General features: G+C 32.5%; 24 protein-coding genes and 5 tRNA genes. 17 read left to right on the forward strand and 12 right to left on the reverse strand.

Going from position 1 to position 22,602, the window contains the following annotated elements; genetic code table 11:
- Positions 1-247: 247 nt before the first annotated feature.
- The 11 genes from XO08_RS05255 to fliQ all read left to right on the forward strand — a co-directional run bounded on the left by XO08_RS05255 (position 248) and on the right by fliQ (position 10,176).
- Positions 248-1,807: a diguanylate cyclase domain-containing protein gene (locus XO08_RS05255; protein ID WP_233120232.1), complete on the forward strand. Its 1,560-nt coding sequence runs from the start codon at positions 248-250 to the stop codon at positions 1,805-1,807.
- Entirely contained in the window at positions 1,804-2,538 is a 735-nt protein-coding gene (gene truA / locus XO08_RS05260) for a tRNA pseudouridine(38-40) synthase TruA (RefSeq protein WP_075665980.1), read from the forward strand. The genes XO08_RS05255 and truA overlap by 4 nt, the downstream gene beginning before the upstream one ends.
- A complete protein-coding gene (locus XO08_RS05265; RefSeq protein WP_143609932.1) occupies positions 2,433-3,761 on the forward strand; it encodes a hypothetical protein in 1,329 nt (442 codons plus the stop codon). The genes truA and XO08_RS05265 overlap by 106 nt, the downstream gene beginning before the upstream one ends.
- Positions 3,758-4,537, forward strand: a complete 780-nt coding sequence (locus XO08_RS05270; RefSeq protein ID WP_143609934.1) for a TlyA family RNA methyltransferase — start codon at positions 3,758-3,760, stop codon at positions 4,535-4,537. Before XO08_RS05265 ends, XO08_RS05270 begins: the two co-directional genes overlap by 4 nt.
- Positions 4,534-5,931, forward strand: coding sequence for a hypothetical protein (locus XO08_RS05275; protein ID WP_077287526.1), 1,398 nt, complete (start codon positions 4,534-4,536; stop codon positions 5,929-5,931). Before XO08_RS05270 ends, XO08_RS05275 begins: the two co-directional genes overlap by 4 nt.
- 12 nt (positions 5,932-5,943) lie before the next feature.
- Positions 5,944-7,992, forward strand: a complete 2,049-nt coding sequence (locus XO08_RS05280) for a chemotaxis protein CheA (RefSeq protein ID WP_077287528.1) — start codon at positions 5,944-5,946, stop codon at positions 7,990-7,992.
- A gap of 10 nt (positions 7,993-8,002) precedes the next feature.
- A complete protein-coding gene (locus tag XO08_RS05285) occupies positions 8,003-8,458 on the forward strand; it encodes a chemotaxis protein CheW (protein ID WP_075666719.1) in 456 nt (151 codons plus the stop codon).
- 4 nt (positions 8,459-8,462) lie between these two features.
- On the forward strand, positions 8,463-8,825 hold the full coding sequence (cheY, locus tag XO08_RS05290) for a chemotaxis protein CheY (protein WP_075665985.1): 363 nt from the start codon (positions 8,463-8,465) through the stop codon (positions 8,823-8,825).
- A gap of 126 nt (positions 8,826-8,951) precedes the next feature.
- Positions 8,952-9,155, forward strand: coding sequence for a flagellar biosynthetic protein FliO (locus XO08_RS05295; protein ID WP_231450344.1), 204 nt, complete (start codon positions 8,952-8,954; stop codon positions 9,153-9,155).
- Positions 9,152-9,907, forward strand: a complete 756-nt coding sequence (fliP, locus tag XO08_RS05300; protein ID WP_075665987.1) for a flagellar type III secretion system pore protein FliP — start codon at positions 9,152-9,154, stop codon at positions 9,905-9,907. The genes XO08_RS05295 and fliP overlap by 4 nt, the downstream gene beginning before the upstream one ends.
- A 2-nt stretch (positions 9,908-9,909) precedes the next feature.
- Positions 9,910-10,176 carry a flagellar biosynthesis protein FliQ gene (gene fliQ / locus XO08_RS05305; RefSeq protein WP_075665988.1) on the forward strand — a complete coding sequence of 89 codons (267 nt, stop codon included), beginning with the start codon at positions 9,910-9,912 and terminating at the stop codon, positions 10,174-10,176.
- On the opposite strand, the gene tmk is transcribed toward fliQ, so the two are convergent.
- The 12 genes from tmk to XO08_RS05365 all read right to left on the reverse strand — a co-directional run bounded on the left by tmk (position 10,165) and on the right by XO08_RS05365 (position 17,914).
- Entirely contained in the window at positions 10,165-10,758 is a 594-nt protein-coding gene (tmk, locus tag XO08_RS05310; protein WP_075665989.1) for a dTMP kinase, read from the reverse strand. The two genes, fliQ and tmk, sit on opposite strands and share 12 nt — an antisense overlap.
- A 38-nt stretch (positions 10,759-10,796) precedes the next feature.
- Positions 10,797-11,570 carry a 30S ribosomal protein S2 gene (gene rpsB / locus XO08_RS05315; RefSeq protein WP_077198336.1) on the reverse strand — a complete coding sequence of 258 codons (774 nt, stop codon included), beginning with the start codon at positions 11,568-11,570 and terminating at the stop codon, positions 10,797-10,799.
- Positions 11,571-11,666: 96 nt separating this feature from the next.
- Entirely contained in the window at positions 11,667-12,023 is a 357-nt protein-coding gene (rplT, locus tag XO08_RS05320) for a 50S ribosomal protein L20 (RefSeq protein ID WP_075665991.1), read from the reverse strand.
- A 24-nt stretch (positions 12,024-12,047) separates the two neighbouring features.
- Positions 12,048-12,251: a 50S ribosomal protein L35 gene (gene rpmI / locus XO08_RS05325; RefSeq protein ID WP_075665992.1), complete on the reverse strand. Its 204-nt coding sequence runs from the start codon at positions 12,249-12,251 to the stop codon at positions 12,048-12,050.
- Between the two features lie 11 nt (positions 12,252-12,262).
- The gene (infC, locus tag XO08_RS05330; protein ID WP_352039431.1) at positions 12,263-12,757 is read right to left on the reverse strand and encodes a translation initiation factor IF-3; all 495 of its coding nucleotides are present in this window, start codon (positions 12,755-12,757) and stop codon (positions 12,263-12,265) included.
- A 160-nt stretch (positions 12,758-12,917) separates the two neighbouring features.
- Positions 12,918-12,993, reverse strand: a tRNA-Lys gene (locus XO08_RS05335).
- Positions 12,994-13,001: 8 nt separating this feature from the next.
- Positions 13,002-13,076, reverse strand: a tRNA-Arg gene (locus XO08_RS05340).
- Between the two features lie 3 nt (positions 13,077-13,079).
- Positions 13,080-13,154 (reverse strand) — tRNA-Glu (locus XO08_RS05345).
- Between the two features lie 65 nt (positions 13,155-13,219).
- Positions 13,220-14,632, reverse strand: a complete 1,413-nt coding sequence (gene pyk, locus XO08_RS05350) for a pyruvate kinase (RefSeq protein WP_075665994.1) — start codon at positions 14,630-14,632, stop codon at positions 13,220-13,222.
- Entirely contained in the window at positions 14,589-15,851 is a 1,263-nt protein-coding gene (locus XO08_RS05355; protein ID WP_075665995.1) for a DUF5693 family protein, read from the reverse strand. The genes pyk and XO08_RS05355 overlap by 44 nt, the downstream gene beginning before the upstream one ends.
- The gene (locus XO08_RS05360) at positions 15,814-17,031 is read right to left on the reverse strand and encodes a hypothetical protein (protein WP_077287534.1); all 1,218 of its coding nucleotides are present in this window, start codon (positions 17,029-17,031) and stop codon (positions 15,814-15,816) included. The genes XO08_RS05355 and XO08_RS05360 overlap by 38 nt, the downstream gene beginning before the upstream one ends.
- A gap of 1 nt (position 17,032) precedes the next feature.
- Positions 17,033-17,914 carry an RluA family pseudouridine synthase gene (locus XO08_RS05365; protein WP_077287535.1) on the reverse strand — a complete coding sequence of 294 codons (882 nt, stop codon included), beginning with the start codon at positions 17,912-17,914 and terminating at the stop codon, positions 17,033-17,035.
- A 119-nt stretch (positions 17,915-18,033) separates the two neighbouring features.
- Between XO08_RS05365 and XO08_RS05370 the strand changes: the two genes are divergently transcribed.
- From XO08_RS05370 to tuf, 6 genes are all read left to right on the forward strand, one after another.
- Positions 18,034-18,108, forward strand: a tRNA-Val gene (locus XO08_RS05370).
- 16 nt (positions 18,109-18,124) lie between these two features.
- Positions 18,125-18,199: transfer RNA gene (locus XO08_RS05375), tRNA-Gln, on the forward strand.
- A gap of 182 nt (positions 18,200-18,381) precedes the next feature.
- Entirely contained in the window at positions 18,382-18,756 is a 375-nt protein-coding gene (rpsL, locus tag XO08_RS05380; protein WP_075665998.1) for a 30S ribosomal protein S12, read from the forward strand.
- 18 nt (positions 18,757-18,774) lie between these two features.
- Complete coding sequence (rpsG, locus tag XO08_RS05385) at positions 18,775-19,242, forward strand: 30S ribosomal protein S7 (protein ID WP_075665999.1); 468 nt, start codon at positions 18,775-18,777, stop codon at positions 19,240-19,242.
- A gap of 13 nt (positions 19,243-19,255) precedes the next feature.
- Entirely contained in the window at positions 19,256-21,331 is a 2,076-nt protein-coding gene (gene fusA, locus XO08_RS05390) for an elongation factor G (RefSeq protein WP_077287537.1), read from the forward strand.
- Between the two features lie 31 nt (positions 21,332-21,362).
- Complete coding sequence (tuf, locus tag XO08_RS05395) at positions 21,363-22,565, forward strand: elongation factor Tu (RefSeq protein WP_075666001.1); 1,203 nt, start codon at positions 21,363-21,365, stop codon at positions 22,563-22,565.
- Positions 22,566-22,602 lie beyond the last annotated feature (37 nt).

Consider the following 22,602-nt stretch of genomic DNA (forward strand, 5'->3'; position numbering starts at 1 on the left):
GCAGCCTTAGGCTGCTTTCTTTAATTTAACTAGGGAAAAACTATTTCAAATATAAATTTAATAAAAAGTTCATTTTTATTTTTTGAAATGGTTAATATTTTGTTAACCAATCCTTATTTTTCATTCTGGAAAATTATCAAAATTTTGATAAAAAATGTTAAAATAAGAAGTACAAGGGGGGATTGTTATAAAGAAAAATTTATATTTGGTGATTTTTTCCCTATTTATTGGTATTTTCCTTTTAGTTTTGACGGATAAATTTGTATTTTCTACTTCTTGGTTTTTTGTAGTGAGTTTTGCCTTATCTGTATTTATTTCAAGGTTTTTGGATCTTAATGTTTCAAAGTACAAATTTTCACTTGAACTTTTGATAGCACTTCCGTATTTATTGTTTATTACTCCTGAAACTGTTACCGTTATTTTGCCGATTATTTGGTTTTTGACATCCAAGAGAAATAGGTTGTTAAGAGCTTTATTATCTTTTTTGATGTGTTCTGCTGGTACTTATTTATATTACTTGGCAGGTGAAGAATTTTTAAGGATACCACTTTTTATATTAGGTGCACTACTTGCAAATTTTATTTGGATGTCTATTTATTCTCTAGAGTTAATAAAAGAATTAATAAATCCTCTTTTAAATAGTTATTTATTGATATTTTTTGGGTCTTTTATAATTTCCGTTGTTTATCTATTTTCTGAAGTAAAGATTTTTCCATTTTTGTTTTTGGCCTTTGTGTATGTAGTGTATCTTTTTGTTGTAGTTTTTTATATTAAATCATACAATATTATGCTTGTTGAGAAAATAGAAAGAAAAAAATTGGAGCAAGAAAATGAAAATCTAATGGATTTAATAGAACTTATTTACGATGAAAATGTTGAAAATTTTGAGGAAAGATTAGATAATATATTAGAAATAATATGTAAAATATCAAGTTATGAAGCGGCTTTGTTAAGTTTATTTGATAGGAAAGATAAAAAGATTTTAAGGATTGCAAAAGCGGGTATAACCGATGATGTTTTTTTTAAATTAAGGAGTTCGGTTATATCAATAGACTCAACTATGAAATATTTTTCAAAACGATTTGAAAGAGAAGGTTGTTATTTTGTTCCAGAAGATGCCGTGTCTTTGGAGGAAGAAGTTTCTTATGTCTTTGAAAATTACATGTCTTTTGAATATGAAAATAGTTGGAAACCAAAAGATTTACTACTTGTTCCAATTTTAGATGATCAATCTAATATGATAGGCTATATAAGTTTTGATAAACCAGTTACCGGTATGAGACCATCGGTTAACGATTTGAAGCTTTTAAAAACGTTATCATGGTTTGTATATCAGTTTTTAAAGAGAACGCCATATGCAAGATATTGGATTTCAAAAGATTTAAAGTATTTATCTTATCCGGAATTTGTGAGGTTTTGTGAATCTGTAATAAGTAATAGCGAAGAAGTTGTATTGGGAGTTTTGGATGTTGATAATTTTGATAGTATTAATTTCGAAAAAGGACCGGAATATGCAGAAATGATTTCCGAATATATAGAAGATTATTTTAATGAAAGAAAAGACGTTTATTTTTATAGGTTGAGTGGAGAAAACTTTGTGTTTTTGTTTCCAAATAGTACAAAATTAAAGTCTTTAATGTATTTTGGAAAGTTTAACGAAAAACTTTTAGAAAAATTCAATGTTACGGTCAGTATAGGTTTAGCACATGATGAAGGTGAGAATTCTTATTTTGATTTGTTAAGCAAAGCAAGAGAAGCTTTAAAAGTTGCAAAAAAATCTGGTGGTGGGAGGATCATGGCTTTATGAAGCGTTTTGCAATAGAATTTTCATACGATGGAACAAATTTTTTCGGATATCAAGGGCAACCAAATGTTAGAACTGTTCAAGGTGAGTTGGAAAATGCACTGGAAAGGATATTTAAAGAACGGATATATACTCAGGGAGCGGGAAGAACCGATGCAGGTGTTCATGCAAATGGTCAAGTTGCAGCTTTTAATTGTCCGATTGATAGATTAACTGATAAAGATATAAAAAATGCTTTGAATGCTAATCTTCCAGAGGATATATATGTAAAAAAATCTTGGGAAGTTGACAAAAAATTTAATCCAAGATTTGCCGCAAAAAAAAGGATATATCACTATTTTATTAGCATGAGAGAAAAAGATGTTTTTAAGAGAAATTACGTATGGCATTTTAGATACAATTTGGATGTTAATGCAATGAGGAAAGCTAGCAGTTTTTTGGAGGGAGAACATGATTTCTCATCTTTTAAAAAGGGAAATGATAAGAAAAATCCCGTTAGAACAATATATAAAATAAGGGTTTTGGAGATAACAAACGGTTTGATATTAATTAGGGTAGAAGGTAGATCTTTTTTAAGAAGTATGGTGAGAAATATAGTTGGAAGTTTGGTAAGGGTGGGATTAGGTCAATGGACACCGGAAAAGATAGAAGAAATTTTGCAAGCACGTTCCAGACAAGAGGCCGCTGGTACAGCACCACCACATGGATTGTACTTGTACAAAGTATTATTTTGATGGGTGTTACATTTGAAGCAAGTGGTGTGATATTTTTTATGGGAGATGAAATTACCAATCAGGCAAGTCAAATTATACAAGAATGGTTAAAACAACCTGTTATAACTCTTTTGTACGAAGGACCTGATGATTTAAAGTTTTACGTTGAAAATTATTTTTACAAAAGGGGATATTTGATAGGTATAGGAGAGCCTGTGTATATTTTTTTAAAAAGAAAAAATGATGCAATAGCCTGGAAATTTAGGTACAAAGATATAGAAAAAGATAACTTTTTATCTTTATCGTACTCTCTGGATGATTTATTTCAAAGTTTGGATAAAGTCTTTGAAAAAAAGAATATACCAAAAAAATCAATAGCTTTTGATCCCATCAAAGAGAATTTTTATATAGTAGAAAATGTCTTTAAGCCATTTGTTATTAAGCATATGGAGAATATGTACAAAGTTAAAGTGGGTAGCGAAATAAGATACATCAAGGAGGGTTTTTATGATTTTTATGGAAATGTGGTATACATAGGAAAGGATACGAAGATAGAAAATGTACAAAGTTTTGTAAGTGGGGTATTTTTGTTCGGAAGTTTTGTTTATGATGGTAGAAAGTTAATTTTGGGAAAAAAGAGCGTTGATTTTCCAGAACTACCTATTTTTGCGAGTGAAAAAAGAATAATTTCCCAGCATTATTGGTATGAAAAAATATTAGAAAAAAATAAAGTATCTGTTTTAGATGTATTTAATAATTTTGTGCTTTATTCTGATGGTAGTTTAAGTGATTTGGAAAGAACATGGAAATATAAGTTTTCAGATGTCCCATTTGATTGGTTTGTAAGCGGTAATCTACTTGTTTTGGCTTTTGTAAATGGTGATGTTGTTGTATTTGATTTGAGTAAAAGGAGAGTTCTATATAAGGAGAAATTTAAAAAACTTTACGGTGTGGGTTACGGCAAGTATTTGTATGTAAATGCAGATAAAAAACTTTTTAGAATAGATATCTGGTCAAGAAAGAAAGAGGATATATCTGAAATAAGTGATGATTTTTTAATCGAGGATGGGAAGGTAAAATTTGTTAGAGGTATAGTTATACGTCCTAGATATAAAATGGTGTGGTTTGATGGAGAGTTTTACCACTTTAAGGATATTAAATTTAAGAACTATTTAAACTTATTGTACGATGAAAAAGAGTATTTTATAATAACTTTGGATGGAACATGGAGGATAAAAAGATGAAGGAAAGATTAGATATACTTCTTGTAAAAAAAGGTTTAGTTGAAAGTAGGGAAAAGGCCAAAAGACTTATAATGGCGGGAAATGTAATTGTTAATAATGAGCGTGTTGATAAAGCAGGAAAAATGGTTGATATCAACTCAAATATAAGGATAAAACAAAAGGAAAAGTATGTAAGTCGTGGTGGTTATAAATTAGAAGGTGCTTTTAACTCTTTTTCATTTGAGATAAAGGATAAAGTTGCATGTGATATAGGTGCTTCTACAGGTGGATTTACAGATTTTTTGCTTCAAAATGGTGTGAAAAGGGTGTATTGTGTAGATGTGGGATATGGACAATTACATTGGAAGATTAGAAGTGATGAAAGAACAATAGTTTTAGAAAAAACAAATGCAAGAAATTTACAATTACCTGAAAAAGTGGATCTTGTAGTTTGTGATGTTTCTTTTATTTCAGTAACAAAGATTTTTCCTATTATAAAGAAGATATTAAAAGAATCGGGAAAAGCTGTTGTTTTGGTAAAACCACAATTTGAAGCGGGTAAAGGTAAAGTAGGAAAAGGTGGAATTGTTAGGGAACCAATAGTTCATAAAGAAGTGCTGGAAAAAGTTATTAGAGTTGCTTTAGATGAAGGTTTAAAGCCTGTAGGAATTGATTTTTCAAAGATTAAAGGTACAGGTGGTAATATTGAATACTTTTTGTATTTGAAAATAGAAGGGAAAGAAAAAGAAATAGATATTGAAAGCATTGTAAAAAGAGCCTGGGAGGAGTTGAGATGAAAAAAATTTTGATAGCTGTTTTTTTACTTATCGTTGTTTTTGCCTTTTCAAGTATTCTAAACTTTGTTCCTTTGGATTATAGTTTATTTATCCAATTTCAGAATACTGGAAAGATCTATAGCGATTTAAAAAAAGTGCCATTTGTAAATTTTGTCCTGTCTGATGAAGGGCTTTCTTTTGAAAATTACTTCATAAACTACATTGAAAACATGGGCTATAAAGAGGGAATAGACAAAGAGAAATTCCTTAGAATTTTCTCGAAAAATGTTCTGTTTTTATCCAAGGGTGGAGAAGTGGTATTAGATGATACCTTATCGTTTGATATAAATTATTATTTTGATATATTGAAAAATCTCTCAAAAGATTCTGCTTTGATATTTGAAACGGACAATGCAACGGAAATTTCAAGTTATTTTGGTGAACTTCTTGATGAAAAAGTGAAAGTAGATGATGGTGTGTTTTTTATTGGTGATTTTTTGTATGCTAAGCAATTCAAAGATTATTATATTATTTCCGGTAGTAAAACAACTTTAGAGTATTTAATTTCCGTATATAAAAATCCAGAGCTACAATTTTCAAATGTGGAGAAATCTATTTCTAGCATTTTAGAGAAAGATACTTGGATTTGTGGATATTCAAAAGGAAGTGCTTTAAAGATTAATTTACCTTTTACCGTGGAAGACGGAAATGTAAAGACTGAATACTTATTTTTCAAGGGAAAAGTTGAAGATGGAGTCTTAAGGATACAAATTCATCAAAAAACGAATAATTATTACAAAAGAAATGCCTTGGTTGATGATTTAATGGAAAATATACCTGTTTTGGGAAATTATTTTGCTGGTATAACAGTTGAAGATTCAAAAGAAGCTTTGAAAATCATTGAGCCATGGGTTTTTACCATTGAAAGCACGGATTTAACAAAGTTTTATAACCTTGCAGAGAGTTTAATAGAAAATTCCACTTCAACTTTTTACGTTGTAGGTGATGTGGATGATTCAACAAGTGTTTCTGTGGCGTTTTTGTTTAAATTATCCGATGGTTATGAAAATATTAAAAAAATTTTTGAAAAATATTTGGCAAAATATGATAAAATAAAAGATGAGTGGGTAATAAATATATCAAAGGAATTTAAATTGTATTTTTACGAATATGAACAATTTTTTGTAGTAAGTAATATTGAGAAAAGTTATTATGCAAAAAAAGCCAGGGTAAAGAAGTTAATGGATATAGCCGCTTATAACTTTTTGGATAGAAAAAGAAGTTATGATGTAAAAGTGTTTTTAGATATAGGAGATTTGGTATACAAATTTCTTGGAATTAGGATAAATTCAAAAGTGATTTTTTGGCAGGAAAAATCGGGATATTTTATAAATTATTTTTTGGATATAATGTAGGAGGTGACATATATGTCATTTGAAGAATATCTAAGTGTGTTTATTGATGAGGGAAGAGAGTATATTCAGCAATTAAATGATGCACTCTTAGATTTGGAAAAAAATCCAGAAGATATGGAGTATATAAATATTGCATTTAGAGCTTTACATACTTTAAAGGGTATGGCTGGAACAATGGGATTTGAAAATATGGCAAAACTTTGTCATAGAATGGAAAATTTTCTCGATGCAGTTAGATCTGGAAAGGTTGGGATTGATTCTGATAAATTAGATTATTTGTTTAATGGTTTAGATTTAATTGATAAAATGTTAGATAAAATTGCAAAAGAAGGAACAGAGGAAATAGACGAAGATGTAAGTGGATTGGTTGAAGTATTTGAAAAACTAGCAGAAGGACAAGTTGTTAATGCTAATGCAAAAAAAGAAGAATCCAAAGGCAATGTACAGAGAGAAGAAGAAGTTAAAGAAGAGGAAGTTGAAGAAACTTCCGAAGATTCTGCGGAGGAATATATATATGAAACTGATGAGGCACTAATTCATGTGGTAGACGAGGCTAAGAAAAAAGGATATAATCTTATTTATACAAAGGTTATCTTAGCAGAAAATGTTCAATTAAAATCTGCAAGAATGTACATGGTTTTCCATGGAATTGAAGAATTGGGTGGTGAAGTTATAAAGAGTATACCAAGTGTGGAAGATATAGAAAATGAAAAATTTGATAGAGAAGTTGAGTTATATGTGCTTATAAAGGTAGAACCTTTGAAATTGCAAGAAAAATTATCTTCTGTATCCGAAGTTGAGAAAGTTATAGTTAAAAAGGTTGAAATTAAGCAAAAAAAAGAAGAAGTAAAAAGAGAAAAAACTAAAAAAGAAAGTGAAAAAGATGATAAAGAAACTAAAAAGAAAAAGGTTAAAATAACTCAAACGGTAAGGGTTGATATAGAAAAATTGGATACACTAATGAATTTAATGGGTGAATTGGTTATAGCAAGAAGTAGGATAATTGAGATTTTGAAGAAATATAATATAAAAGAAGTAGATGAATCTTTGGCACAACTTAGTAGAATCACACTTGATTTGCAAAATATAGTTATGAAGGTAAGAATGGTGCCTATTTCTTATGTGTTTAACAGATTTCCAAGAATGGTTAGGGATATTTCAAAGAATTTGGGAAAAGAGATAAATTTTGTAATGAAAGGTGAGGATACGGAATTAGATAGAACTTTTGTTGAGGAAATAGGAGATCCCCTCGTTCATTTGATAAGAAATGCAATCGATCATGGTATAGAGACAAAAGAAGAAAGAATTGCAAAGGGAAAATCCCCTGTTGGTACTTTGATTTTATCTGCAAGACATGAAGGTAATAATGTTGTTATAGAAGTTGAAGACGATGGAAGGGGCTTGGATAGAGAGAAGATTTTGAAAAAAGCTATTGAAAAGGGGTTGGTTGATGAATTAAAAGCATCTACTTTACCAGATGAAAAAATATATGAATTCTTGTTTATGCCTGGATTTTCAACGAAGGATCAAGTAAGTGAACTTTCTGGTAGAGGTGTAGGAATGGATGTGGTAAAGAATACAGTAGAATCTTTAAATGGAACCGTGCAGATAGAATCTCAAAAAGGTGTAGGTACAAAGGTTATTATAAAATTACCATTAACACTTGCAATTATTCAAGCATTGCTTGTGAAAGTAAAGTATTATATTTATGCAATTCCTATTTCCGTAATAGACAGTACTTTAATTGTAGCTCCAGAAGAAATACAGATGGTTCAAAATAAAGAAGTAATTGTTAAGAGAGGAGAAGTTATTCCAATAATCAAACTTTGGGATATACTTGGAATAGAACATGGTAAAGAGTTCGAAGAATTAAATGTTGTTGTTGTTAAAGTTGCAAATAGAAAATACGGTATAGCTGTGGATAGTTTGATTGGGCAAGAGGATATTGTTATTAAATCTTTGGGGAAATTGTTCTCAGATGTAAAAGAATTTAGTGGTGGTGCAACACTTGGTGACGGAAGTATTGCTTTGATAATTGACACCTTAAATTTGGTGGAGTGAGGTGGATAGAATGAGTGTAGAAACGGAATTTGAAGTTTTGAGTTTTAATGTTTGTAATCAAGAAATGAGTTTTGATGTAGATTATGTGGAAATAGTTATTGATAAGGATGAAGTTACCCCTGTGCCTAAATCAAAGGAGGTAATAGATGGTGTGATTAATTTAAGAGGTAGGATTATACCAGTTGTTAATTTGAAAAAAATTCTTGGTGGAATATGCCACAACATAGAAAACGAAGAGTTTAAAAAGATAATTATTACGAAAATAAGAGATATTGAAGTAGGTTTTTTGGTAGAAAATGTTAAGGGAGTTTTAAGGACATCTCAAGAAGAAATTGATAAAGCATTTAGAGATGTGGATACTTACGGTAAAAAAGCAAAGGGATTAATAAAAAAAGGTGAAAGACTTGTGGTATACTTAGATATTGAGGAGATATTGGATGAAATAATTGGTGTGGAGGAGGTATAAGAGAATGGGGAAGAGGATTTTGATCGTGGATGATGCTGCATTTATGAGGATGATGTTGAAAGATATTATTGCTAAAGCTGGTCATGAAGTAGTGGGAGAAGCAGCAAATGGTAAAGAAGCTGTGGAAAAATACAAAGAATTAAAACCAGATATCGTGACTATGGATATTACAATGCCGGAAATGAATGGTATAGAGGCTATTAAAGAGATTAAAAAGATAGATCCAAATGCAACAATTATTGTATGTAGTGCTATGGGACAACAGGCAATGGTTATAGAAGCAATTCAGGCGGGAGCAAAAGATTTTATAGTTAAACCCTTCCAAGCAGCAAGGGTAATTGAGGCAATTCAGAAAGTATCAGGTTAGGGGGAGAGTGTTATTTCCACGTTAGTTGGATTTGTAGTTTCTATTCTTATTTTTTCCATAGTCATGCTTGTTACCTATTTTTTAATTAAGAATAAAGTCCCCCGGAGTGTAGGGGGACGTTTTATTGTGGTAATTGAAAGAAAGTTTATTACGAGAAATTCTTACATAGCAATTGTTAGGATTTTAGATGAATATTATGCTTTGTTGATTACCGAAAACGGTGGAAGAGTTATAAAAAAATTTGATTCAATAGAATCTGGTGAGCTTGAAAAGAGTGATTTTAAGTTTGAATTTTTCAAAAACGTTGTAAAAAAAGGTGGAAAAAAGTGAAAAAAACAGTAGTAATTTTGCTGCTATTGCTTTCGTTTTTTGTTTTTGCACAAAATGAAATGCCACTTCCTGGAATTTCTTTGCAGATAACCCCAACTCAACAGCCAAGGGAACTTGTGAATACTCTTGAAATTTTACTTTTATTAACAATCCTTTCATTGGCACCGAGTATTTTAATTTTGTTTACTTCTTTTACGCGTATTATAATTGTATTTTCTTTTGTAAGGAATGCCTTAGGTACAAGGCAAACTCCACCAAATCAAGTTTTGATAGGGCTTGCTTTGTTTTTGACATTTTTTATAATGCAGCCTGTATGGAATGATGTATATAACAACGCCATTACTCCATATTTGAACTCTGAGATAGGTTACGAAGAGATGTTTTCAAGAACTATGGATAGGTTTAGAACGTTTATGCTGACTGAAATAAAGGTGCACCACAACGAAGATAATATCTTTATGTTAGCGGAAAACGTTGGGCAAAATATCAGTGACATAGAAAAAACTCCAAATTCGATATTAATTCCCGCATTTATAATTGGAGAACTTGAGATTGGTTTTAAAATGGGAATTTTATTATACGTTCCTTTTATAGTTATGGATATGGTGGTTGCCAGTATTTTATTATCCTTGGGAATGATAATGATACCACCTGTATTGGTGTCACTACCCTTTAAGATTTTGCTCTTTGTCTTAGTGAATGGTTGGGATATGTTAATAGGAAGCTTAATAAAAAGTTTCGGAGGTGGATAATTTTGACAATAGAGGTTTTTTTAGATGTATTTGGCTTAGGGATAAAGACACTTTTAACTGTTATATTACCGCCTCTTTTGATTAGTCTTCTGGTTGGACTTATAATAAGCATTTTTCAAGCTGCTACACAAATAAATGAGCAAACTTTAACGTTTGCCCCCAGGATTATTGTGTTGTTTTTGACTTTGTTGTTTTTAGGTGGGTGGATGATGCAATCTTTGATTGATTTGGCAAGAAATATACTTGAAAAGTATATATCAATGATCTAAATAAGAATCGACTATATTTTTTATTTGAAGAAATACCCCTTCTACGTCTTGATTTCCATCAATTACGTAAAAGTTATCCTTTTTCATCGAGATTTTAAGGTATGTGTCTCTTACCTTTTCTAAGAAGTTTTTTCCTTCTCTTTCAATTCTATCTTTTTTTAAAATCCTCGTGATTGCAATATTTACTGGGACATCTATGAAAAAAACTATATTGGGTAAAATATTGTCTGTTGCAAATGAATTCAAATACTCAACCAAATCGATTCCTAAATTTCTCGCTCCGCCTTGATAGGCAATACTTGAATCTGTAAATCTATCTGCTAGTACGAAATATCCTTTTTTAAGAGAGGGTTTTATTATTTCATCTACAAGCTGAGCCCTTGATGCGAGAAATAAAAGTAATTCGCTGCGACTGTTCATGGGAAAATTTAAAAGTAAATCCCTTATTTTTTCTCCTAAAATAGTTCCACCAGGTTCCCTTACTTTTATAACTTTTTTATTTTTTTGTTCCAAATAATTTGCCAAAAGATCTAACTGAGTACTTTTGCCAGAGCCATCTATACCTTCAAATGTTATGAACATTTTTACAACCTCCAAAAAAGCCCCCTAATTTGGGGGCTTTATATTTCTTCATCCTCGGTTTCTTCAATTTCAAAAATTTCTTCTGTGTTTTCCTCTTTCTTTTGTCCTTGTGATTCTTCTTGGTACGAAACGCCTTCCCTACCTTCAAGGTAGGCATCTGCTATTTTTGAAGTTATGAGTTGTATAGCCCTAATTGCATCGTCATTACCAGGAATAATGTAATCAATTTCGTCTGGATCACAATTCGTGTCTACTATTGCAACAGTTGGTATTTTTAAAAGGTTTGCTTCGTAAACTGCATTTCTTTCTTTTCTTGGATCAACTATATAAATAATATCTGGGATTCTATCCATTTCCTTTAAACCACCGAGATTTTTTCTAAGTTTTTCCAAAATTCTTCTAAGTCTGCTCTGTTCTTTTTTGGGAAGATTATCAAATTCACCGTTTGCTTCCATTTCTTCAAGTTCAATTAATTTATCAATTCTTTTTCTTATAGTTTGAAAATTTGTTAATAAACCACCAAGCCATCTGTGATTTACATAGAAAGCACCACATCTTTCCGCTTCTTGTTTGATTACTTGTTGTGCTTGCTTTTTCGTTCCAACGAATAATATTGTTCCACCTTCTGCTGCTTTGTCTCTAACAAGATTGTATGCCTCTTCAAGAAGTTTTGATGTTTTTTGAAGGTCGATAATATATATACCTTTTCTAGCACCAAAAATATATTCTTTCATCTTTGGGTTCCATCTTTGTGTTCTATGACCAAAATGAACACCTGCTTCTAACAACTGTTTCATCGTAACAACCGCCACAAACTCCACCTCCTATTTGGTTTTCCCACCCCTTCTTTCAACTCCCATCCGACCAATTTTAGGCACCGAGGAGGGAATCCAGAAGGGTGAGTATTTTTATTTGCCAATAGCTTGCTTTGCTATATTCACATATTCCTTAAAGGATTCAGGGTCATTCACTGCAAGTTCAGAGAGCATCTTTCTGTTAATGTTTACTCCTGCTAATTTTAATCCATGAATGAGCTCGTTGTACTTTAGGCCTTCATTTCTTGCTGCTATATTAATCCTTGTAATCCACAATTTTCTGTAATTTCTTTTTTTGAGTTTCCTGCCTACATATGCATGTTGTTTTGCTTTAATATACGCTTGTTTGGCTAATCTATATCTTCTACTTAAAGCTCCGCGATATCCTTTTACGGCCTTCATTATCTTTTTTCTTTTTTTCTTTGCATTAACTGCATTTTTTACACGCATATTTTATCCTCCTTCCAAGTCTTCTTATTTTTTTCCGAGCATTCTCAATACTCTATTCTTTTCACATGCAGCTACCTCTGCTTCCAACTTTAATTTTCTTAAAGTAGATCTTCTTTTCTTTCCAGTTTTATGCCACGCATATGCGCGTCTTCTGATGATTTTGCCGTTTTTAGTTACTCGAAATCTTTTAGCGGCAGATTTTTGTGTTTTCATCTTATTTTTTGCCATATTTTCCCTCCTCAATTTTTAGGTTTTAACATCATCCACATGTCCCTTCCCTCTAATTTGGGTTGTTTTTCTACAACTGCAATATCTTTTATATCTTCTTTGATTCTGTCTAGGATTTCCTTGCCTTTTTCTGCAAATGCTAACTCTCTTCCCCTGAACATTATTACCACTCTTACTTTATTTCCCGATTCAATAAACCTTTTGATGTGTTTTACTTTTGTTTGATAATCGTGTTCATCAATTTTAATTCTGAATTTCATCTGCTTTACTTCTATAATTTTTTGATTTTTCTTTGCTTTTTTTTCTTTTTTTGCAAGCTCATATTTGTATTTTCCATAATCCATTATTTTAGCTACTGGTGGTTTGGCATTTGGAGCAACTAAAATGAGATCCATTTTTTGAGAATAAGCAAGTTCTAGAGCTTTATCAGTTGACATTATCCCAAGTTGTTTTCCATCTTGGCCTACTACCCTAACCTCTGAAGCCCGAATTTCCTCATTTTTAATAATTTTGTCGATAATACATCCCTCCTAAAAAAATATCGACGAGCATAACGCCCGCCGATAATTATTATAAACTAGAAACTTTGTGACTTTATATTATAACGACATACCCCTTTGCTTTCCGCTTGGGGTGGGAAGCGGGCGCTTCCTCTTTACTACAACCTGGTGGGCCGTGTGGGACTCGAACCCACAGCCCCCTGATTAAGAGTCAGGTGCTCTACCTGTTGAGCTAACGGCCCATACTTTGTGGTGCCCCAGGGAGGAATCGAACCCCCATTTGCGGATTAGGAATCCGCCGTTCTATCCGTTGAACTACTGGGGCCTCTGGCAGCCCCACGGGGAATCGAACCCCGACCTTCGGACTGAGAATCCGATGGACTAGCCGTTATCCTATGGGGCCACACTTAAATATAATAACATAAAAGATGTGATTGTCAATACTTTTAGGTAGTCTAGTTCATGATTTTAAATTATTTCCTGTATTTGAAGTGTATTTGTTGTTCCGGGTTTCCCCCATGGAATACCTGCGGTAATTATAACTTTGTCTCCTTTTTTTGCAAATCCTAATTCTTTTGCTTTTTTCATAACTTCATTTATCATTTCATCTGTGGAGAGTGTTTGATTTATCAATACAGGAATAACACCCCATACTAGGCTTAACTTATACAGTGTAGAAATATTTGGAGTAGCAGCCATTATTGGTACGTTCGGTCTCAATCTTGCTACGTTAATTGCTGTTCTTCCTGTACCGGTTGCTGTTATTATCAATTTTGCGTTTATATCCTTTGAAAGATTATAGACTGCATGGGAAATAGCTGTTTCTGGATCTTCTGATATGTAATAACTTCTTATCCATTCTAATTCAATTGATTCATAGTTGAGAAGAAACTTTTCAGTATTTATTGCAACTTCGTTCATAACCTTAACCGCTTCTATGGGGTAATCGCCTATTGATGTTTCAGCTGAAAGCATTATAGCATCTGTTCCATCAAGAATTGCGTTGGCTATATCTGAAACTTCTGCTCTTGTAGGTGTTGAATTTTTAATCATGCTTTCTAACATTTGTGTTGCAGTGATGACAGGTTTAGCATACCTATTAGCGGTTTCTATGATTTGTTTTTGAACAATGGGGACTTTTGAAAGAGGAATTTCAACACCTAGATCTCCTCTTGCAACCATTACCCCATCTGCTTCATGGATTATTTCGTCAAGATAATCTAATGCCTGTGCAGTTTCTATTTTTGCAATTACAGGTATTCCGTTACTAAGTGATTTAGCAAGTTTTACATCCTCGGGTTTTCTAACAAATGAAAGTGCTATGAAATCTATATTTTCCTCAATTGCAAGTTTTATGAATTCCTTATCTTTCTCTGTAATTGCCGAAATTGAGAGATCTACCCCTGGAAGGTTGACACCTCTATGATGTGTTATTCTTCCTCCTCTAATTACTTTTGTTTTTACAATATTATTATTTGTTTCAAGCACTTCAAGTTCTATTGCACCATCGTTTATCAAAACTTTATCTCCTTTTTTTACTTCAAATGGAAATCTAACGTAATTAACTGAAAGTAACTTTTCATCGCCAAGCACATCGTCTGTTGTTATATCAACTATGCTATTTTCTTTTAGTGTTATGTATTCTTCTTTAAGTTTTCCAGTTCTAATCTTTGGACCAGATAAGTCTATTAAAATTGCAAAAACTGCGTTTAACTTTTCTCGTAGTTTTTTTAATCTTTTAATTCTTTCTTTATGGACTTCTAACGTATCGTGGGAAGAATTTAGTCTAAATACGTTAACTCCGGTTTTGATAAGTTTTTCAAGCATTTCTTCTAATTCAGTGGCGGGACCTATTGTGGATACTATTCTTGTTTTTCTCATATAAAACACTCCTTTCAAAGAATAAATTAATTATTGAAAAAATAATAATTGAAATGAATAGTGTAATCAATTCTCTATAGACATTGATAAACAAAGGTGCTCTAATATGACAGAAAGTATTAAATGTAGATAATAAGGCAATGCTTCCAAATATTTGAAAGAATTTTCTGAAGAAAATATTTTTAGTATATGGTGCTAAGAATAAAAGAGGATAAAATATTAGTTCTTTGGTTCTTGGACGAATTATAAATATGTCTTCTATAAATTCTCTTAAATTTCTTTCAAAGTCTGAAACGAATCCGTAATTCCCACTTCTAATTATATAATATATCCCAAAAATAGTGAATATAGGTAATAATATCTTCATATATTTTTTAAACTCTTTATTTTGAGTGTTTATTAGTTCAATCAATAAAATCACTGGAAGGAGGATTAGAGAAAGTTTTACTAATTTGAAAGTTTCAATATTGTTTACATGGTAAAAATCGTATAAGGAAAGATTGGTAAATATTCCTAATGAAAAATATGAAAAAAATTTCAGAATATTGTTGTTTACCTTTTTAAATACGAATATGGTTCCAATAATACTTACAATTGACACAAAATAATCATATGAAAAGTATAGAATGGGAATGAAAAAAGCAATAAATGGAAAAAGACTGAATACGAAAAGTACAAGTATTACAAGAAAAACATACTTTATATTTTTTGCTTTGACTATATAAGGAGAAGGTTCTGAAGTTGGAAAATAGTTGTTGAATTTTTTTGCAACAGTTTCGGTTAATTTTGTTCTTGGTAGAACTATAAGATCTATACTTCTTTCTACCACTGCACGCCAAAGTCTTTTGAAAAGAGTTTTTTCGTTGTATTTTGTTAGTTCCTCAGGTTTTATATAATGGACGTTTATTACATTAGTTAATTTTTTTGCATAATTTTGAGAAAGTTTGAATGAGGAATTAAATTCGAGTATTCCAAATACTTTATCTTTTATATCAATATTTACAGTTGTTGCGTCTTTTAACACAACATACTTGGAAAATTTTGTAGGAATGGTTTTTCCATCTGAGAAAAAGACTTCATTTGAGTCTTCAAAAACTATTTTTGTTTTCATGTTTTCTATATCTGAAATTATTCTTATCAAAGACGAAAGTAAGGCAATTATTGTAAAGATAAATAATACCTTATTTAGCGATGTGTATGACAAAATTTTTATCTTCATAATGCCTCCTTTGTCTTTTAGGATTGATCCATGTTTTTATAAATGGGGATTTTATCATTATACCTCCTATATTGAACCATCTTTTTTGGTCAAAAAATTGAAGAGAGTTTGAATTTTTTTCGTTAATATATATTGTTTCGAGTTTTAAAGTGTTGTTTTTAAAAGTATCTTCACAATAAACGGCAATTATATTTTTTCCACACTTGAGTTTGAAAATTTCTCCTTTTTTTTCTTGATTGTTTATTTTTAAAAGAGTTTTTGTTTTGTTAAAGTCTTGTGAAATGACTTTTATTTCATAATAGTTGTCGAATAGATGTTTTTTTTCTAACAGTACTTTGGGCGGAGTGGTATCTTTTACAGTGATTGTTGTAATTGTAGAATTAGATGATGAAATTTCGTAAAAGTTTTTGGTGCCTATAAAAGTTAGGGTGCCGTACTTTGTGTGGGAGAAAAATTCGTATTCTTTTTCTTGAAAGTTTATTGTTGATTTGGGAACGAATAAGTTTTTGGTGAGACTTGATTCGTTTCCTAATTCGTCTTTTGCGTACACAAAAATTGTATATGTTCCAGGTAAAAGCGCACCAGCAGTTGGTGAAATAGTATTATTTATATAAACTTTAGTCTGTGTCTTCCCATAGTCATTTATGCGTATTTTGTAAAAACCATACTCTGGAAATGAAAATGTTGTAATATCTATTTTAGGTGGTTTAGGTGTTATTTTATATTCTCCAAAATAGAATTTTAAATTTGGTATTTCATATTCTTTTAGGAATAAATCAAGATATTCTTTTAATTTATCTTTTGGGGTTATTTTTTTTACTATTATCTTTTCATCGTATAGTTCTATTGGAAATTCATCTATAACAACTTGGGTAATTTTTGATATTTTGTATAATTTTAATATAGATTGAAATACATCTTTTGAAACCTTTATTGTCCCGTCTTTTCCAATGGTTTGTCCATCTTCTAGTACTAATAGATTGTCTGGAAATTCGAAGTTTTCTACATTAGGACTTTTGAAATAAGATATAATCTTTCCCCTAAATTTGTTTGGTTTTCCAAAAAACGGGTAAATTTCACCATTCATTATAATGGTGTTATCATATGTATTGAAATAAATGTTAATAGAAAAGAAAGACAATGAGATATGGAGTATTAATAAAAAAAATATTTTTTTCAATTTATTCCTCCATTTTTAAGGCTTTTAAAGTTTCTTGTAGGTCTTTTGCAAGAGGGGCTATTGCCCTGATTTTTTTATTTTTATAGACAAATGTCATTTCACTACAGTGTAAAAAATATCGCTTTAGTCCATATTTTCTTTTAAATTCTCTATTTAATTTTTTGTTACCATAAAGGTTATCACCTACAACTGGATAACCTATTAAACTCAAGTGTTTTCTGATTTGGTGTTTTCTTCCGGTTTTAATTTCCACATCCAATAGCGAGAAATAGCCAAGATCAGTTTTGAATGTTTTTTTCTTGTTGTATATGGTTTTTGCATATTTACTATCAAGTGGTATTTCTATTTTTTCGGTACTTTTAGGGTTACCTATACAGAGTGTAACATATTTTTTCTTTATATTTCTTGAAGAAATTATATCACTAATTTCTCTTGCACTATTAACGTTTTTTGCCACAATGAAAACTCCTGATGTGTGTTTATCTAATCTATGGACGAGGTAAGGTGTAAAATCTTTCTTTTTGCCTAAATACATTAATCCCTCAATTAGCGTAGCAATATGTGTACCTTTTCCTGGATGGATTGGTATACCAGCGGGTTTGTTTATTATTAAAATACTTTCATCTTCGTATATGATATCAAATTCCATTTTTATTGGAATGATTTGATTGTTTTTTTCTCTATTGTATTTAGAAGTATCTTCGTTAATGTTTATCTCATCTCCAACTTCAAGTTTGTAAGATGGATCTTTAATTTTTTTTCCGTTAACTATTATCTTTCCTTTTCTTATTAATTTGTAAATGGCGCTCAAGGGTAAATTTTTAAGTTCTTTTCTTAGAAATTTGTCCAATCTGGAATAATAATTTTTTTCTGTTACTATCATGTCTTTCTCCCTCGCTTTCTTATTTTATTATACTCTATGGTTGTGTTTAAATCAAAGAAGGTAAATTTATTTTAACATCTTGACAAGTTTTTTTTGTGTGATAAAATAAAAGTCGGCCTGGGTGCGTAGCTCAGTGGGAGAGCGCTTCCTTGACGCGGAAGAGGCCGCAGGTTCAATCCCTGCCGCACCCACCAGTTGTTTTTTTCTAGTTGGGGCGTCGTCTAACTGGCAGGACACTGGACTTTGGCTCCAGCAGTGTAGGTTCGAGTCCTACCGCCCCAGCCAGAGGGCTTGATGCCCTCTTTTTTTCTAAGTACCATTCATAAAACGCACGAAAAAGTGGACGAAACAAAATGTTCACTTATTTTTCAAGAGAATTTTGCTATAAGGGTTTATAATAGAATTTGTAAAATATTGCGGCGTGGCTGAAATGGAAAAATTTTATAGTTTTTGAAGGGAGGGTTTAGATGCCTACAATTAATCAGTTGGTAAGGTATGGAAGAAAAGTAATTAAGGAAAAATCAAAATCTCCAGCGTTACAAGGGCACCCACAAAAAAGAGGAGTTTGTGTAAGGGTATCGACAATGACTCCAAAAAAGCCAAATTCAGCTCTTAGAAAAATTGCAAGGGTTAGATTGAGCAATGGGATAGAAGTAACTGCATATATTCCGGGTATAGGACATAACTTGCAAGAACACTCAGTTGTGTTGGTTAGAGGTGGAAGGGTAAAAGACTTGCCAGGTATTAGGTATAAAATCATAAGGGGCGCATTGGATGCAGCAGGTGTTGAGAACAGAAAACAATCAAGAAGTAAGTATGGTGCAAAGAGACCTAAGAAATAAATTGGGAGGGAAATATAAATGAGAAGAAGAAGAGCGGAAATTAGAAAAGTTCCACCTGATCCAATTTATAATGATGTTTTGGTTTCAAAACTTATAAATAGAGTTATGTGGGATGGAAAAAAATCAATAGCTCAAAAGATAGTTTACAAAGCTATGGAAATTTTAGCGGAGAAGACGAAGAAAGATCCACTTGATGCTTTGCATCAAGCAGTAGAAAATGTCAGACCTATTGTTGAAGTAAGACCAAGAAGGGTTGGGGGTGCTACATATCAAGTGCCAATTGAAGTCGAAGAACCAAGGAAGACATCACTAGCATTAAGATGGATTGTTGAAGCGGCAAGAGCTAGAAAAGGAAAGCCAATGGCTGAAAAATTAGGTGAAGAATTAGTCAATGCTTTTAACAACACGGGAACGGCTATTAAGAAGAAAGAAGATGTTCACAGGATGGCAGAGGCAAACAGGGCATTTGCACACTTTAGATGGTAAGTAGGAGGAGAGTATGAAGGAGATACAGGCGATATACGTTGACTTGAAAAAATTAAGAAACATAGGTATTATGGCCCATATCGATGCAGGTAAGACAACGACTACAGAAAGGATCCTTTTCTATACAGGTAGAAAGCATAATATTGGTAGTGTGGATGATGGTACTGCAACAATGGATTGGATGGTTCAAGAAAAGGAAAGGGGTATTACCATTGTTTCGGCTGCAACAACATGTATGTGGAAGGGCTATCGTATTAACATAATTGATACTCCGGGACACGTTGACTTTACCATTGAAGTAGAAAGGGCGTTAAGGGTACTTGACGGAGCTGTTGCCGTTTTTGATGCTGCTGCAGGTGTTGAACCGCAGTCAGAAACTGTTTGGAGGCAAGCAGATAAATACAATGTGCCACGTATTGCGTTTATGAATAAGATGGATAAATTAGGTGCGGATTTTGAAATGTCCGTTGAAAGTATGGTAAAAAGACTTAGGGCAAATCCAATTCCTGTTCAAATGCCTATGGGAGAAGAGGATTCGTTTGAAGGGATAATAGATCTAATTGAAATGAAAGCCATAAGATGGCTTGATGAAAAGGGTACAGAAATGGTTTATGAAGAGATTCCCGAAAAATATTTGGCTAAAGCTGAAGAAATGAGAGAGGAATTACTTGAAAAAGTGGCAGAGCTTGATGATGATATAATGGTCATGTATTTAGAGGGCGAGGAGATTTCAAATGATTTAATAAAGAAGGCATTGAGAAAGGCTACAATTGAAAATAAAGCTACACCTGTATTTTGTGGCTCTGCAAAAATGAACAGAGGCGTTCAACCTTTATTAGATGGAGTTTTGGAATATTTGCCATCGCCACTTGATGTGCCACCTGTTAAAGGATGGGATCAAAATGGAGAAACAATAGACATAGTTCCAAATGAAAACGAACCATTTACAGCACTTGCTTTTAAAATACAAGCAGATCCATATGTAGGTAAATTAACATTTTTTAGAGTTTACAGTGGAAGGCTTGAAAAGGGTAGCTATGTGTATAATTCAACAAAAGGAAAAAAAGAAAGAATTTCAAGATTAATATTTATGCATGCCGATAAAAGAGAAGATGTAGAGTATGTAAGAGCGGGTGATATCGTAGCAGCAATTGGTTTAAAAGATACAAAAACAGGAGATACATTATGCGATGAGAAGAGACCTGTTATTTTGGAAAAGATGGAATTCCCAGAGCCTGTTATTTCTATAGCGGTAGAACCGGAAACGAAAAAAGATCAGGATAAGTTATCAAGGGCTTTAACATTGTTAAGTGATGAAGATCCTTCATTTAGAGCATATGTTGAGCCTGAAACAGGTGAAACTATTATTTCAGGTATGGGTGAGTTGCACCTTGAAATAATTGTAGATAGATTAAAACGTGAATTTAACACGAATGTGAGAGTAGGTCAGCCGCAAGTTGCCTACAGGGAAACTATTCAAGTTCCCGCTGAAGCTGAAGGAAAATATATAAGACAAAGCGGCGGAAGAGGGCAATACGGACATGTTGTAATGAGATTTGAACCTATTGATTTGAGTAAGACTTTTGAATTTGAAGATAAGATTGTCGGCGGAGTTATACCAAAGGAATATATTCCTGCAGTTGAAGAAGGTGTAAAAGAAGCAGCTCAAAGTGGATATATTGGTGGATATCCAATGGTAGGAATAAAGGCGATATTACTCGATGGTTCATACCACGAAGTTGATTCGTCCGAGATGGCATTTAAGATTGCAGCAAGCATGGCATTTAAAGAGGCTGTGAAAAAGGCAAAACCAATTTTACTTGAACCTATAATGAAAGTTGAAATTACTACTCCAGAAGAGTATATGGGAAATATAATAGCAGACCTTAATTCAAGACGTGCACATGTGGAAACATTGGAATCAAGAGGACATTTAAGAATCATAAAGGCTTTGGTGCCGCTTTCCGAGATGTTTGGTTATGCAACTGATTTGAGGTCGTTATCGCAAGGTAGGGCAACTTATACGATGGTACTTGAAAGATATGCAAAAGTTCCTGATAAGATTGCTGAAAAAATAATTTCAAAATAACTTATCCACAAAGGATAAAGGAGGGTGAATTATGGCAAAAGAAAAGTTTGTGAGAAGTAAACCACACCTTAATGTTGGTACGATTGGACATATTGACCACGGAAAAACAACATTAACAGCAGCTATAACAAAGTACTTGTCTTTGTTTGGAAGAGCAGATTATACACCATATGAACAAATCGATAAAGCTCCAGAAGAAAAAGAAAGAGGAATTACAATTAACATTGCACACATTGAATACGAAACAGACAACAGACACTACGCACACATTGACTGTCCAGGTCACGCTGACTATATTAAAAACATGATTACTGGTGCAGCTCAAATGGATGGTGCTATTCTTGTTGTTGCAGCAACTGATGGACCAATGCCACAAACAAGAGAACACGTTCTTCTCGCAAGACAGGTTAATGTTCCTGCAATGATTGTTTTCATTAACAAAACGGATATGGTTGATGATGAAGAATTGATTGATCTTGTTGAAATGGAAGTAAGGGAACTTCTTAATAAATACGAATTTCCAGGTGACGATCTTCCAGTAATAAGAGGTTCTGCTCTTAAAGCAGTTGAGGCATCTAATGATCCTAATGATGCTGCATATGCACCAATTAAAGAGCTTCTTGATACTATGGACGAATACTTCCCAGAACCACAAAGGGAAACAGATAAACCATTCTTGATGCCAGTTGAAGACGTATTTTCTATTACAGGAAGAGGTACGGTTGTTACTGGAAGAATCGAACGTGGTGTTATCAAACCCGGTGATGAAGTAGAAATCGTAGGAATGAGTTACGAAGTAAATAAAACAGTTGTTACAAGTGTTGAAATGTTTAGAAAGATCCTTGATGAAGGTCTTGCAGGTGACAACGTTGGATGTTTGTTAAGAGGTGTTGACAAAGATGAAGTAGAAAGAGGACAAGTTCTTGCAAAACCAGGATCAATAACACCACATACAACATTTAAAGCACAAGTTTACGTTCTAAAGAAAGAAGAAGGCGGAAGACATACACCATTCCAAAAAGGATACAAACCACAATTCTTTATCAGAACAGCTGACGTAACAGGTGAATTAATTGATTTCCCTGCAGGTGTAGAAATGGTTATGCCTGGAGATAACGTAGAAATGACAATTAAACTTATCTACCCTGTTGCTATTGAAGAAGGAATGAGATTTGCTATCCGTGAAGGTGGAAGAACAGTCGGTGCAGGTGTTGTAACAGCAATTGTTGAGTAATTATAAATATTTTGGAGAGGGGGGTAACCCCCTTTCT

This window comes from Thermosipho sp. 1074, assembly GCF_001999655.1.
Classification (GTDB): Bacteria; Thermotogota; Thermotogae; order Thermotogales; family Fervidobacteriaceae; genus Thermosipho; species Thermosipho affectus.

What these genes read in the sequence shown, in the direction of transcription:
- tmk (WP_075665989.1), bottom strand. Translation starts at nt 10,758, where the DNA reads ATGTTCATAACATTTGAAGGTATAGATGGCTCTGGCAAAAGTACTCAG.
- cheY (WP_075665985.1), top strand. Translation starts at nt 8,463, where the DNA reads ATGGGGAAGAGGATTTTGATCGTGGATGATGCTGCATTTATGAGGATG.
- XO08_RS05280 (WP_077287528.1), top strand. Translation starts at nt 5,944, where the DNA reads ATGTCATTTGAAGAATATCTAAGTGTGTTTATTGATGAGGGAAGAGAG.
- rpsL (WP_075665998.1), top strand. Translation starts at nt 18,382, where the DNA reads ATGCCTACAATTAATCAGTTGGTAAGGTATGGAAGAAAAGTAATTAAG.
- rplT (WP_075665991.1), bottom strand. Translation starts at nt 12,023, where the DNA reads ATGCGTGTAAAAAATGCAGTTAATGCAAAGAAAAAAAGAAAAAAGATA.
- XO08_RS05265 (WP_143609932.1), top strand. Translation starts at nt 2,433, where the DNA reads ATGGACACCGGAAAAGATAGAAGAAATTTTGCAAGCACGTTCCAGACA.
- rpmI (WP_075665992.1), bottom strand. Translation starts at nt 12,251, where the DNA reads ATGGCAAAAAATAAGATGAAAACACAAAAATCTGCCGCTAAAAGATTT.
- truA (WP_075665980.1), top strand. Translation starts at nt 1,804, where the DNA reads ATGAAGCGTTTTGCAATAGAATTTTCATACGATGGAACAAATTTTTTC.
- XO08_RS05355 (WP_075665995.1), bottom strand. Translation starts at nt 15,851, where the DNA reads ATGAAGATAAAAATTTTGTCATACACATCGCTAAATAAGGTATTATTT.
- XO08_RS05275 (WP_077287526.1), top strand. Translation starts at nt 4,534, where the DNA reads ATGAAAAAAATTTTGATAGCTGTTTTTTTACTTATCGTTGTTTTTGCC.
- XO08_RS05285 (WP_075666719.1), top strand. Translation starts at nt 8,003, where the DNA reads ATGAGTGTAGAAACGGAATTTGAAGTTTTGAGTTTTAATGTTTGTAAT.
- XO08_RS05365 (WP_077287535.1), bottom strand. Translation starts at nt 17,914, where the DNA reads ATGATAGTAACAGAAAAAAATTATTATTCCAGATTGGACAAATTTCTA.
- pyk (WP_075665994.1), bottom strand. Translation starts at nt 14,632, where the DNA reads ATGAGAAAAACAAGAATAGTATCCACAATAGGTCCCGCCACTGAATTA.
- tuf (WP_075666001.1), top strand. Translation starts at nt 21,363, where the DNA reads ATGGCAAAAGAAAAGTTTGTGAGAAGTAAACCACACCTTAATGTTGGT.
- XO08_RS05270 (WP_143609934.1), top strand. Translation starts at nt 3,758, where the DNA reads ATGAAGGAAAGATTAGATATACTTCTTGTAAAAAAAGGTTTAGTTGAA.
- fusA (WP_077287537.1), top strand. Translation starts at nt 19,256, where the DNA reads ATGAAGGAGATACAGGCGATATACGTTGACTTGAAAAAATTAAGAAAC.
- rpsG (WP_075665999.1), top strand. Translation starts at nt 18,775, where the DNA reads ATGAGAAGAAGAAGAGCGGAAATTAGAAAAGTTCCACCTGATCCAATT.